This window comes from Burkholderia sp. L-4 (genome assembly GCF_056856535.1).
In genome coordinates, this window is record NZ_JBXEOX010000002.1 from 2,497,011 (window position 1) to 2,510,896 (window position 13,886).

Below are 13,886 nucleotides of genomic sequence, written 5' to 3' on the forward strand. Positions count from 1 at the left end.
GCACAGCACCGGAGCCGCCATTTGGCAAGCGCGTTAGCAACTTGTTTCGGAATAGCCGGAACCGTGCTCGCCCGATGCGATCTCACTAGCACGCAGTACTACTGCGGATCCCACCTAATCAATCACGACTCGAGGGAGATAACGTGAACGCGAAATACTTACCGCTCATCGCATTGACCGTGGCATTTTCTGCTCATGCAGCCGATTCTGCCCTGCAGAACGTGGGACAAAGCCAAAAGCCCGCCGACCAGGTCGCGCAGTGCATCGCCAAGACGTGGGCCGACAAGTCGCAACAGCAAGTGACGTCGCAGTACGAACTGGCGAACGGCCTCGCCATGGCCGTTTATGCACCGGGCCAGCAGCCGCCGAACGGCGCTGCCGCCGTGGTGCGCCCGGCCAACGCCGCGAACGCGAAAACCTGGGTCGGTTTCCGCGGCGGCGATGCCTCGTCGGCCGGCGACATCAACGCCTGCCTGTAAATCGAACAGGCGCTCCGGATGGCCTTGCGCCATCCGCTTGCGACAAGCCCCGTTTCGACGGGGCTTTTTCTTTTTCTGCCGCCCGCGCTTACAGGTAGCTGCAGACGTAATCGAGCGTCTCGAGCACTTCGATGTCGAAGCGGCTCTTGCCCGGCACCGAGAACGACTCGCCGGCGCCATAGGTTTGCCATTCGCTGCTGCCGTCGAGTTTCACGCGGCACTTGCCGGCCTGCACTTCCATCAATTCGGGCGCGTCCGTACCGAAGTTGAGCGCGCACGGCAGGATCACGCCGAGCGTCTTGCGCGTGCCGTCCGGGAAGAGCACGGTATGCGACACGCACTTGCCGTCGAAATAGACGTTCGCGCGTTTGACGACCGATACGTTGTCGAATTGGGTTGCACTGGTCATGTGATGCCTCTGATTGCTGGATGCCGGATAGTGATGGATTGGAGGCCGGCCGGAGCGGCGGGCCGGCCGATATCATACCGGCTCGCGCGGCATACGTCGGAACGGCCGGCCGCCGGTCGCTTGTCAGGGTGATCATCATCAGGATGACTACATGATTGCCGTGGAACTCGGGTTCACCGCAACCCCTTGCGCCGCGCGGAATCGCGCAGGCAGTCGAGCAGCATCGCCGCGGCCGGCGTCAGCGGGCTGTCGCGGCGCGTGACGACCTGTACCGAGACACCCGGCAGCCGCTCGCGGATCGGCAACACCGCGAGCTGGTCGCGCGCCCACTCGCCCTGCAGCAATTGCTCGGGCATCGATGCGATCAGGTCGCAACCGGTCATCAGGCTGTGTGCGAGCCCGAAGCTCGGGCATTCGACGACGCGCGCCGGCACCGGCAGCCCGTACGCGACGAATGAATTGAACAACACCTGCGTCGAGCTTTCCGGCGACGGGTTCATCAGCCAGTCGGCGTCGACGAGATCGGCGAGCGACGTGGCCGACGCGAGCGGATGCCCCTTGCGCGCGACGATCAGCGAGCGGCTCGCGTAAAGCTCCGCATGGTCGAACTCGGCCGCCAGCAGTTCGGGGACGACGACCGCCACCGCGAAATCGAGCGAGCCGTCGTGCAGGCGCGGCAGCGCGACGCCCGGAAACCCTTCGATCAGGTTGACGCGCGCCACCGGGAAGCGGCGCCGGAATGCCCGAAACGCGTCGGGCAGGATCGTCACCGCGGCCGCCGGTGTGATCGCCGCCGACACGGAGCCCGTCATCGCCCCCTGTGCCTGCTCGATGTCGTCGCGGGCGCGCTGCATTTCGGCGACGATCAGCCGCGCGCGCACCTGCAATTGCTGGCCGAACGCGGTGAGCTGAACGCCGCGCGCGGTACGCACGACGAGCGACACGCCGAGCGCGATCTCGAGTTCCTTGACCGCCTTCGTCAGCGCCGCCGGCGACACGTTCAGGCGCCGTGCGGCCGCACGGATGCTGCCTTCTTCGGCAACGGTGACGAACGCTTTCAACTGATGGTATTTCATGGCGGCAACGCGTGATCCGTGGAAACCCCGTGCATCGCGGCGTTACCGGCTCAGGGTATTCCCGAGCGGCAACCGGTGGTGTGCACCAAAGCAATTTATCAGCTTCTGGTACGCAAAAGAAATTTATATGCTTGCTCGTCATATACGCGTCAAACGCCCTTCGGCCCCACTGGAGACCCCATGCTGCAAGCCGTGAACCCAGTCATCCCCGGTATCGCCGCGATCGCCCCCGAACTGGTCGAGGTGCGCCGCCGCATCCACGCCCATCCCGAGCTCGCGTTCGAAGAGACGCTCACGAGCGACCTCGTCGCCGAGCTGCTCACCGGCTGGGGCTATGAAGTGCATCGCGGCATCGGCAAGACGGGGGTCGTCGGCGTGCTGCGCGAAGGGCAAGGCACGCGCACGGTCGGGCTGCGCGCCGACATGGACGCGCTGCCGCTCGCCGAAGCCACGGGCCTGCCGTACGCGAGCCGCCATGCGAACAAGATGCACGCGTGCGGCCATGACGGCCATACCGCGATGCTGCTGTGCGCGGCGCGTCACCTCGCGGCGACGCGCCAGTTCTCCGGCACGCTGAACCTGATCTTCCAGCCGGCCGAGGAAAACTTCGGCGGCGCGAAGGCGATGATGGACGACGGCCTGTTCGACCGTTTCCCGTGCGACGCGATCTTCGCGATCCACAACATGCCGGGCCGCGCGGCCGGCGACATGGCCTTCCGCACCGGCGCCGCGATGGCGTCGGCCGACCGCGTGACGATCACGCTGCGCGGCGTCGGCGGCCACGGCGCGATGCCGCATTTCGCGCGCGATCCGATGTCGGCCGCGGGCAGCATCATGGTCGCGCTGCAGACGATCGTCGCGCGCGAGGTCGACGCCCAGCAGGCGGCCGTGATCACGGTCGGCAGCGTACAGGCCGGCGAGACGTTCAACATCATTCCCGAGACCGTCGTGATGAAGCTGTCGGTACGCGCGCTGAACGCCGACGTGCGCGCGCTGCTCGCGCGCCGCATCGAAGCACTCGCGAGAGGCCAGGCGGAAAGCTTCGGCGTGAGCGCGGAAGTCGACTACGACTACGGCTACCCGGTGCTCGTCAATCACGCGGAACCGACCGCGTTCGCGGCCGACATCGCGCGCCAGATGCTCGGCGCCGAACGCGTCGAAACCGAAGCCGCACCGCTGATGGGCAGCGAGGATTTCGCGTTCATGCTCGAAGCGCGCCCCGGCTGCTACGCGTTCATCGGCAACGGGATCGGCAGCAAGGGCGGCTGCATGGTGCACAACCCCGGCTACGACTTCAACGACGACATCCTCGCGATCGGCGCCAGCTACTGGGTGCGCGTCGCCGAAGCCTGGCTCGCCGCCTGACGGCCCTTCATCACGCAGTTTCGCGCTTATCGGGGGAACCCCATGGAAACGTCTGCCCTTCCGTTCGCCGGCACGCCGGTCGATGCCCGCGCCGCCGCGAAGAAACGCCGGCTGATCGCGGCCGCCGCCGTCGGCAACGCGCTCGAGTTCTACGACTTCACGGTCTACAGCTTCTTCGCGATCCTGATCGGCAAGCTGTTCTTTCCCGTGCATTCGCCGTTCGGGCAGTTGATGCTCGCGGTCGCGAGCTTCGGCGTCGGTTTCGTCACGCGTCCGCTCGGCGGGCTCGTGATCGGCATGTACGCCGACCGTGCCGGCCGCAAGAGCGCGATGATCCTCACGCTGCTGCTGATGGCGCTCGGCACCGCGACGATCGCGGTTGCACCGACCTTCGCGCAGATCGGCATCGCCGCACCGCTGCTGCTCGTGCTCGCGCGCCTGCTGCAGGGGTTCGCGTCGGGCGGCGAAGTCGGCGCGTCGACGACGCTGCTGCTCGAGCAGGCGCCGCAGCATCGGCGCGGCTTCTACGCGTCGTTCCAGTTCTCGAGCCAGGGGCTCGCCGCGCTCGCCGGCGCGCTCACCGGCGTTGCACTGACGTCGACGCTGAACGCCGCGCAACTCGAAAGCTGGGGCTGGCGCGTGCCGTTCATCATCGGCACGCTGTTCGTGCCGCTCGGCTACTGGCTGCGCCGCACCGTCGAGGAGGTACCGGCCGCCGCACCTGCCGCCGCGCACGACGAGCCGGTCGCGTCGCTGCCGCTCGCCGACGTGCTGCGCCATCACGGCAAGGCGGTGTTCGCGGGCCTCGGCGTGACGATCGGCGGCACGTCGATCCACTACATCATCGTGTTCTACATGGCGATCTACGGCGTGCAGGTGCTGCATCTGCCGACCTGGCTGTCGATGACGGCCGGCTGCGTCGCCGGCGCGATCCTGATGCTCGTGACGCCGATCGGCGGCCACCTGTCCGACCTGTTCGGGCGCAACCGGATCGTCTGGTGGACGCGCATCGCGCTGATGGCCGCGATCTACCCGGCGTTCATCGCGCTGAACCGCTGGCCGGGCGCCACGTCGCTGCTGTCGATCATCGCCGCGCTGTCGATCGTGCATGCGATCAACATTGGCGCGACGGGGGCCATGCTCGGCGAGTTGTTCCCGCGTGCGGTGCGGGCGACGGGCGGTGCGCTGGTGTACAGCGTGGGCGTCGCGATCTTCGGCGGCTTCGCACAATTTTTCGTCACGTGGCTGATCGCGGCAACCGGGAATCCGAATGCGCCGGCGTGGTATGCAATCGGATGTGGCGCGATGACGTTGCTCGCGATTCGTTGCATGGATGAAAAGGCGGGGAAGGCGTTGGACTGAGCGGTGGGGGGATGCCCGGTGTGTGAAGCGTCATTGACGCCGCGCGCATCGGACATCATTGACCAATACACAACACCACGATCACCCTTTCGACGACCACACGCACGATCGCCTTCGGCGGGCTCGTGCGGCAAGTGCGCGCAATATCGTAGCGTCACCGATTCCCACAGGCCCCACCGGTTCCGGACGGGGTCTTTTCGATTCTCCTTCTGCATCGGCCACTCAGGAGAAACGTAATGTCCGACACCGTCTCCCCAAAACGAGCGCTGCTTTCGCTCAACATGCAGGCGGGATGTTCCACGATTCCGATCGTCCGCATGGCAGCGAACGCTTGCTGGTCAACGTCAACCGGTTGACCTGTCGTGCACACGACGCGAGTGGGTCGATGTTCGCCGTGAGTCGCACCGGGTCCGCCGGCTCGCCGATCGCTCCCGACTCGCTGTGCCGTTGCCGAAACTTGTGATCGATAAGGCACGCGATATCGTATTCGACAAGACCCGATCGAGTTGCTTCGTGGGCACGCGGTCGATATCTGCGAAATCGTGATTCTGGGGGTAAAGACGCAATACTGCATGGACACGCCCGCATCAATGGCCAGTTTCCCACTGCCGTTGTAGCGTCACCCGAGACTCGAAATCAGATGACAGCCGCATGTCGCTCGATGACCGTGTCGCGCAACCGGAATGCCGTCGTCCTTCATCGATTCGTCGCCTTCCTCGATAACGTTCGGCGCCACCTCCGGATGCTGCGGACACGATACGCGGTCGCCTTTACGCGCGACGTAGCGGCCATCGAATTTCATTGATGACGAGCCAGTTTCGACTTTGCCTCCGTGGTCCGTAGAATCACCGACTCGAACGAAATTAATGGACATATCTCACCCTATCTCGGATATCCGAGTTCACGACAACAGAAATTCCATCCTATATTCATAATTTCACACCCCCACCTAACGCCATTCAATCTCAATACCTTACCCATCGACTCAGCATCTTTTAATGGAATCTGATCTACTCGCATATAGCCAAGTCTTCACATTTAATCCATTTGAGTATAGCACCATGCCGCCTCGTAAAATATTTTACAAGATACCAAAGGCCGTTTTCACTATTGAAATCTGCGAGCTGAACTCTATCCCCTCTCAGCAAATACATTTTTGCCAAGGAAGAACCCGAATGGTCATCGTATAATCCAGCCTTATCCGCAACAACCGTCGTAATTACCGGCGTGCGCTTCACATAGTCCCGCTGATTGGTGACGATTATTTTTTCAGAAATTTTCCCATCAGTGTACACAGAACGAGAAACCTCATCACATCCAACACACGCATCACTTATTGCGATTTGATATCCTCCATTCTCGAGTTTATAGACATCCTCATATTGCTTTCCATCAAACCGATACGAACTAATCAATCTACCTCCTTCGACTCGAAAATTACATATATCCCGATCCGAGAATCTCAAGACGGAAAATCTGCGCGACGTACGATCATAAGAGAAAAATTTCGAACAACCATCCGCCCCACCACTCGTGGCTGCAATTTCTTTACTTCCATCTTTATAAATATCAACAATAGCCAAATTCTCGTAACCGTCCTCAATGGCCTTTTTTAGATCGCCGGCTGGCTCAATGCTTCTGCACGTTGACGAACCGCTACAATCACGGATTTCCCCTTTTTTATTTATCGAGAGTCCATTGGAAATCTCAGCAGAAGCAACTGATGACACAATCACAAAGATCGCATAAATCAAGCCAAATTTTAGCAATATATTTATTTTTAAAATCATCAAACCAATCCCCACTCTTTCTTGATTCGATCAAAAAGCTCCTGACGCTCGGGCAATCCATTATGTCCACCATTAACGGCCAGCGTAACCAATCTGACATTATTTTTCTCGTGATCCACGATGATATTTATATCACCCTTGGCGTCATATTTTTCCGAAATCGCTCCTTTGTTGCGCCAGTACCAGCAAGATGCGTCAATAGCGTTTTCCATATCGGTAGCAATAAGCTCAGGATCGGTTACAAAATCGATCCCCCTGTGAGCCGAGTATGCTGCATAGTTATTTTTCCATGTCAGTTGAATTATTCCCCTCCCCTTGTATTTCGGCCCATCCCCGAGATTAGTATTTCCATTTTTAATAGCATCCGGATGCACCCCGGGATTATAACCCTCGCCAGAGGCGAACTCTATTGTTGTCTCGAATCTAGCCGATTCATGGAAGCATTGCGCGAGAAAATGAGCTTTATGATAACAACCGACAATTCCATATTCCTTAAGTTTATTATTAAGCAGCGAAACGAATTTATATTTTTCGTATTTATATATATTCGGGTATTTTTCCGGAAACTCCTGCACAAAGGTCCTTGATCCGCCTTTCCCCGTAAACCAGTCTCCCGATTTTCCGTACATCTTTTCCAATAGCTCGACCGTAATTGCACAGCAATCCGTGTTCGCAAAATTCCCCAGCAACCCAATCGGATGGAAGTGCCAAGGCGAGAGGTCCGTAGGAAAGCCATCAACTCCCTTGACTTGTTCCCACCACTGAAGCTTGGCAAGCCGATCAAGTTCCGTCTTCCACATCTCGGTCTGTTTCTTCATGAGCGGGGTGAGTTCCTCCCACTTGCCCATACCGCCACCCCATTCGGTTTCATTGCGCACAACAAGGTGCGAAACCGCTTCAGCCATCCACCGCGTTTCCAGCGCATGCTTCAGTTCCTGTGCAGTCACCTTCCCGTCGTGGTTCGTATCGATCGCCGTTTCAAGTTTCGTGATGAGTTCGCCAGCGTTGACCTTCCCCGCCGCGCCCTTGAACTCGGTACCTTCCTCATCCGCCAGATATTGTTCGGTCGTATGGATATGGCGTTTGAACATGTCGGCAGGGCTGACGCTGCCGTTGTCGACCAATTCGAAACCCGGCCATTCCCAAGGGCTACGCAACTGCACGCCGTCATGACCGGTATCGCATACCCATCCTTGTCGTGCGGAACCGTCCTTCGAACCAATCGTGATGTTCCACCAGTGATGCCCCTTGTCGTCGATCGCGACATTGTCCGCCCCAAGCTTGTCGAGATCCGTACGGCGGAGCACATCCCGGAAATCCGCTCCCGGCCCGCTTGCCTTGGAAACGTCCAGCGGAAAGTTCTGCCATCCCGCGACATTCGACGTGCTGATCGTGTTCGCGAGACTGCTTTCAACCCACATCGGGTTCCCAACGTCCGCGAAGGTTTGTTTGGCCTTCTGCTTGCCTTTCGCGGGCACAGTCATCACGCTCTTTGGCTGCACCTTGATCCAGCGCGAACCCTTTGCGTCGCCTATCGGTACAAGCTTCAATCCGGATTGGGTCAGTTTCTGATCCGGCGCGGGCACTTCGCTGACCAGCTTGGCCCCCGGCTCGATTTCCAGAAGCGGTTTGTTTTTATCGTTCAATTCTTTCGCGCGCGCACGGCTTTGATCGATGAAGTCTTTCAGGTCCGGCCCCGCGAACACTTCGAGATGCAACATCGGATAGTTCGGCTTCGGCGGTATCGGGCTCGCCTTACTGGGCCATTGATACTGGCCGACATGCGCGACGACTTCGCCTGCCTTGACGCGCTGCGGCTCCTTCAGGATCACTACCGTATCGAGCGGTTTCGGATCGACAACAGCGTCCAGGTCCCCTTTGAACACGTAGCTCCACGGCGCTTGGGGGGACACCGGCTTACCGACTTCGGCAGACAAAACCGTGCCCGATTTAATGGACTTGATCTTGATCCAGTCCAGGTGCGTGGGATCGCCTTCGCCCGCAACGATTTCGGCCCCGATCGGTAATATCCCGATAATCTTGCTCTTTCCGTTCGGCAACTCTCGAATGTGCAAGCCTGTCTCCGGCGCTGGAGGAGTGGCATCTTGACCGCTATCTGCGGGCGGAGGCTCGTTCTGGTTCGTGTTGTTGACAGGCAGATCGTCGGCACCATTGATCCGCTTCGCGGATGGCTGCGCAGGCGCCTTCCGCTTCGGAACGGTTTGCTTGTCCTTCGCCTTGCCGCCCACTCGATAGTAGCGATCGCCTTCCCAATACGACATCGGTACCGGAAGCGCCGGGTCAGGCTTCGGGTTCGATTTCGCCTGTTCAATTGCTTTCTGATAGCCGGCCCAATCCATCGTGTGCATGTACAGGCTGAAGAACACGAGGGATTTGTCGTTCGCCGGTTTGCCGTTGGACGGCGCGTTATTGGCAGGGGCGGCTGTCGGGGGCGCGGTGTCAGTCGATGCAGGCGCGGGGGCCGATGCGGGAGCCGATTTCGCGGATTCCTTCGTGGCCGGCTTCGGCGGCAACTTCAGTTCGTGGCGGACCAGTACAAAGCCGGTCGAGTAGTGCGCCCGACCAGCACTGTTCGGGTACGTCGTTTCCTCGTATTTCGCGTTCAGCCGATACGCCACGATTTTGCCGTCCGCAATCGCGCGCACGCCGCTGTCCTGCTTCAGCATTTCCGCGCTGCCGTCGGCGAAGTGCACGCCACCGTGCCACATGCCGCTGACGCCGAGCGGATAAAAGCCGTTTTCGCACTTGGCCAGCGCCCTGAAATAGGTCATCGGGTCGGCCGCGTCGTTTTTGCCTACCGGCGTGAACGGGTAGGCCCAGCTCAGTGCCGTATCCGCCGGTTCCGCAGGTTTGGTGGCCGATTTTGGGGCGGACGCCGGATGGTGCTTCTTTTTGGGTGTTGTCTTGCTCATGATTCCCGACTCGGATTCGGTTTCAGGATTTTTGTATTGGAACGAGCCCGCCGCGCGGTTTAACCGGAGAACACGGTGAAACGACCGCCATCGGCCGATACCGGCGACGAATGCAGCGGGTTTCGCAGCGCGCCGCTTGCCGCTCCCGCTTTCTCCCAATCCGCACACTTTTCTACAATCTGGCCGGAGGTTGCGTTCTCGATCATGTTCGCCGTCAGTTTGATGTACGAACCATTTGCGCCGATCCAGATTTCGTCAGCCGACAGATACATCCTCTTGCCCGCCGTAATTTTCACGTCTTGCGATGCGGCCAAGCTCATCGAATCGTTCTGCGCCTGAAGGTCTATCGGCCCGCTCCCCGCATAGATCTTGACACCGAGTTTTTCCGCAAAGAGGCTGATTCGCTCCAGCACACTGGCGAGCAATGCTCGCCCGGCCGCGAGGTTGATGTTCTCGCCGGCAACCACATTGGCTTGCTTGTTTGCCGTAACGTGTGCCGACCCTTGTGTCGATACGGCAATGCCTTCCGGACTCGACAGCAGCATGATCGGCTTCGCGAAGCCGTTCGCGTTGCCCGTGCCACCGCCTGCCGTGCGCCCACCCTTGATCGTGCCAGCCACCGGGTGCCGCGTTGCGTCCGTGAAAGTTTTCAGTGCATCGTGGCCGTCTTGCTGACTCTGCGCCCGATTCGTCTGGCTCGCCTGCGACGTCGTCGCCAGCATCGCTTCGGCGCGAGTAAGCTGTTCGGATGCCGCCGTCGCACGCATCGGTTGCGTGGCTGCCGGTTGCGTCGACACATAGAGCCCTTGTTCGGCCCGCACCGCACCGTAGCCCAATGACTTGAGGTCGAAGCCCTGTCCGATGAATGCACCGCGCGTGTTGCCCGAATGCTGGATCAGGTAGCCCAGGTGCAAATGCGAGCTGTAACTCGTCGAATACAAGTGCACGCGGTTCTGCCCGCTGGCGTCGTCCATCATCAGCTGGTTATAACCTTCACCCCCGTATTCGCGCGACAGCAAGCCCGAGGTCAGCCCGTGCGTGTGCCATTCCGGCATGCTTTCGCCACCGTGCATTCTCGACAGAATCACGGGGCGATCGCAATCACCGTTAACGAAGCCGATCAGGACTTCGTCGTTCTTGCGCAGCGGAAACATGCCGCCGCGCTTGTGGCCCGCATCGGGCATCGCCGCGCGTATCCACGCCGAGACGTTCTGGTCGCCGTCATTGAGTCGATCGGATGTCAATCGAACCTTCGCTCGCAACATCGCATCCGTATGGATTTCCTCGCTGCCCGGTCCGCCGACAATGCCGGTCTGAAGCTGCATGACGGGCCTCTTGTGTTCGAACGGACTGCGAAACGCGACGCGACGCCGCTGCGCTTCGATTTCGACGTGGAAAAATCCAACGCCACCGTCGGTATGGCGCACCACCGAACCTGCACCATTCGTACGCACTTGCTCGACCTCCGCGCGCACGCTCTTGCGAAATCGCATCAGGTTTTCCAGCCCCGGCACGTTATTCTGGATGAGCCAGCTCACGGAAAGAATCGCCATCTCGCGATCCTGTTCCAACTGCGCATCGTGCACCGGGTGCCCGGTCAGCAGACCATAGCGACCCGGCCATGCGCAACGCAGCGCACCCACTCCGTAGAAGCGCTGAGCGCGTGAGCGCCATTCCTCGGCGATAAAGTTCGCTTGAGCCTCGCCCATGTCGCGATCCGACCACGTGTGCGACCCCGTGTATTCGTATTGCTCGCCCAAGCCTGGAACATCGTCGAGATCGAATGCGGGCATCGTGACGTGTTTGGAAAGATCCGGACGCTTGTAATCGAACGTGCCCGTGTCGAGTTCGGCGGACTGGATTTCTTGCGAATCGATCCATTCGCTCAGGCCGTCGAATTCCTCGTCCTGCACCGAACCGCTAAACGAGATGGTCCTGCGCTTCAATTCGGGAACTGAAAAAAGGTCGTCCATGATGACGACCCGATGCGACTTGCCGTCCGGTGCAATGTCGAAACGCGGAAACAGGCCGAGTTCCTCGAACGTGCGGTGGACGTAGTTCCAGTCGGATTCCCATTGCATGCGCTGAGAATACGAACGTAGCGCTCGACGCAATTGCCAGGTCACGTTACCGGATGCCTGCGGATACTTTGCGAGCACGTCGGACACGGTTTGCTGTGCGGGCGCCTCGACCCAGTCCCGACGGTCGCTGCCCAGCCGAAGCAGCGCGAGGAACGAATTGAACCGAAGCTGGTAGTAGGTGTTGGCACCGTCCGCGCCCAAGCGACTGAACGCAGTCACATAACCGTGAATCGGCATTTCGCTCCCGTCCGTCTGCCGAATCCACAGCGTCACGGATTGCCGAATCAGGGCCTTGGCCTGAATCAATTCGAGCCGGGTCGAGGTTGCATCGATCGTGAATTCGAAGTCTCGCCCCAAGCACGCACGCCCCCGGACATAGAGCGGAATCAACCGGTCCTCGCCAAGCGGCGTGTCAAGACGGACAATCCGTCCGTGTTGCGTGTATTGCGCGCGCAGCGCCTTGTTCAGCAAATCGGAAACCATCAGGCTACCCCGTACCATGTAGTAACAGAAACGACCGCCGGGCAACGCCACGAGCTGATTGCTATCTCGTCAAAAGAGGAAAAGGCCCGGAATTGCCACCACTGGTGAGAACCTTCGGGCACCGGCGCGATTCAAACCACTGAATCGGACCGAATCGGCATTCATCGCATCCAATCGTGATCCGTCCCGTCGTACGCTGATGATGCTTTCCCATTCAGCGTCGCAACGCGCCGGAATGAATCCCGCACAACTTACATCCTGCTTTCGATTGCGGCAATGTCGCGGGAAGCATCGGCTCGCGACTGGTCGAGCAGCTGCATTCGGCAGCGTCGGCAAAGTCGTGATTGCCGGGATGAAGATGGACATGGCATGCCGTACGGGCGCCAGCCTCGGTTTTCGTGCGGTAATGGTCGCCTGTGCACGATCTTCATGGACACGTCCGTGCTGTCGGCCGAACGGATCGAATAGTGGCGATATCAGTTGATAGCGACGAATCGCGGATCCGTTGTCTGCTTCGGATTTCCGGACCGTAAACGTTTCGGAGTGTGAATCCATCGAGTGCGCATCACCGGCAGCGCACTACTCAGGTACGCCATACGCTATGAGCGAACCGATGGCCGCTCGATGTACGGCAGCGATATAACAGCCGTCCCGGCTCGCAAGATGCATTCGAATTCCGCGTCGACACCAATATGCTCGCCGCAATCATCTTCGCAGTCGCCGTAAACGCAAAAAAGGCACGGGTGCGACCACCCGTGCCTTTTACGTATCTGCCGTTGCCCGCTTAGAACGTATGCATCATCCCCACATACGCCCCCGTCTGCGACTCGCCCGCCAGCGGGCTCGTGCCCGACGTCGCATCGCGCGGCGTCGCGAGCAGCGAGAAGTTCGAATTCCCGCCGTTGCGCACATACGCGACCGTGCCGTACAGGAACGTGCGCTTCGACAGGTTGTACGTGGTGCCGAGCACGTACATCATCGCGTGCCCCGACGGATCGTGCGATGCGTCGCTGCCGCCGTCGCCCACCTTCACGTAATAGCCGCCGGCCGTCACGGCCCATTGCGGATTCGCCGCATAGGTCGCGCCGAGCCAGTAGTGATCGGCGCGATCGGCCACGCCGGCCGGGCTGTCTGGCGCCTGGTAGTGCGTATACGCGCCCTGGATCTTGAACTTCTGCACCTTCACGTTCGCGCCGACGAAATACTCGCGCGACGCGGTGAAGATGTTGCTGAACTTGCCGTTGTTGTCGCGCAGTTCGTCGTAGATGCCGCGTACGTCGAGCACCGGCGAATGGTACGAGATCATGATCCCGTCCGAGCGGCCGAAATCGTCGGCCGCGCCGTAGTTGAAGCCGCGCGACTGGTTGCCGAACGCATACTGCGCCTGCACGTCGAAGCCGCCGATCACCGGGCTGTGATATTCGATGTTGTTGCTGCTCTGCTGCCAGTTGCGGCCACGCACGAGCGACGCCGACGAAAACGCCTGCTGAACGAACGGGTCGAATTCCCACACGCCGTCGCTGTCGATGAACAGGTTGCGGCCGGCCTGCAGCTGGCCCCACGTGTTGCTCTTCAGCCCGACATACGCGCGCCGCGACCACATGCGACCGCCGCCGGTCGTGCCGTTCATCACCTGGAATGCGGTTTCCAGGTTGAAGACCGTCGACAGCCCGCCGCCGAGATCCTCGACGCCCTTCAGGCCGAACATGCTGGTGCCCCAGTCGCCGCCTTCCGCGCTCCAGCGCGACTTGCTGCCGTTCGGCGTCGCGATGTGATTCAGGTATTCGATGCCGCCGTCGATCCGGCCGTACAGCGTCACGCTCGTCTGTGCAAAGGCGGCCGCCGGTGTGGCGGCCGCGATCAGCCATGCGAAATGTTTAAGTCGCAAAATGATGCCCCCTCGGAGTC

General features: G+C 60.3%; 10 protein-coding genes. 3 read left to right on the forward strand and 7 right to left on the reverse strand.

Annotated features, from left to right (window positions below):
• Positions 1-143: 143 nt before the first annotated feature.
• Positions 144-479, forward strand: a complete 336-nt coding sequence (locus AC1VVG_RS28140; protein ID WP_021162025.1) for a hypothetical protein — start codon at positions 144-146, stop codon at positions 477-479.
• An 88-nt stretch (positions 480-567) separates the two neighbouring features.
• Here the strand turns inward: AC1VVG_RS28140 and ppnP are convergent, their stop codons facing one another.
• Positions 568-888, reverse strand: coding sequence for a pyrimidine/purine nucleoside phosphorylase (gene ppnP / locus AC1VVG_RS28145; RefSeq protein ID WP_006478890.1), 321 nt, complete (start codon positions 886-888; stop codon positions 568-570).
• Between the two features lie 173 nt (positions 889-1,061).
• Complete coding sequence (locus tag AC1VVG_RS28150) at positions 1,062-1,964, reverse strand: LysR substrate-binding domain-containing protein (RefSeq protein WP_049034222.1); 903 nt, start codon at positions 1,962-1,964, stop codon at positions 1,062-1,064.
• Between the two features lie 180 nt (positions 1,965-2,144).
• Here AC1VVG_RS28150 and AC1VVG_RS28155 point away from each other — a divergent pair, with 180 nt between their 5' ends.
• Positions 2,145-3,329, forward strand: coding sequence for a M20 aminoacylase family protein (locus AC1VVG_RS28155; protein WP_034187887.1), 1,185 nt, complete (start codon positions 2,145-2,147; stop codon positions 3,327-3,329).
• A 42-nt stretch (positions 3,330-3,371) separates the two neighbouring features.
• Entirely contained in the window at positions 3,372-4,691 is a 1,320-nt protein-coding gene (locus AC1VVG_RS28160; protein ID WP_034187888.1) for an MFS transporter, read from the forward strand.
• A 619-nt stretch (positions 4,692-5,310) separates the two neighbouring features.
• On the opposite strand, the gene AC1VVG_RS28165 is transcribed toward AC1VVG_RS28160, so the two are convergent.
• From AC1VVG_RS28165 to AC1VVG_RS28185, 5 genes are all read right to left on the reverse strand, one after another.
• Positions 5,311-5,565 (reverse strand): PAAR domain-containing protein, encoded by a 255-nt coding sequence (locus AC1VVG_RS28165; RefSeq protein WP_059556635.1) that lies wholly within the window; start codon positions 5,563-5,565, stop codon positions 5,311-5,313.
• A 136-nt stretch (positions 5,566-5,701) separates the two neighbouring features.
• Positions 5,702-6,496, reverse strand: coding sequence for a hypothetical protein (locus tag AC1VVG_RS28170; protein WP_156444727.1), 795 nt, complete (start codon positions 6,494-6,496; stop codon positions 5,702-5,704).
• Entirely contained in the window at positions 6,481-9,414 is a 2,934-nt protein-coding gene (locus AC1VVG_RS28175) for a glycoside hydrolase family 19 protein (RefSeq protein ID WP_482836929.1), read from the reverse strand. The genes AC1VVG_RS28170 and AC1VVG_RS28175 overlap by 16 nt, the downstream gene beginning before the upstream one ends.
• Before the next feature lie 59 nt (positions 9,415-9,473).
• Positions 9,474-11,978 carry a type VI secretion system Vgr family protein gene (locus AC1VVG_RS28180; RefSeq protein ID WP_175028123.1) on the reverse strand — a complete coding sequence of 835 codons (2,505 nt, stop codon included), beginning with the start codon at positions 11,976-11,978 and terminating at the stop codon, positions 9,474-9,476.
• A gap of 784 nt (positions 11,979-12,762) precedes the next feature.
• Complete coding sequence (locus tag AC1VVG_RS28185; protein WP_034187891.1) at positions 12,763-13,866, reverse strand: porin; 1,104 nt, start codon at positions 13,864-13,866, stop codon at positions 12,763-12,765.
• Between the last annotated feature and the right edge of the window lie 20 nt (positions 13,867-13,886).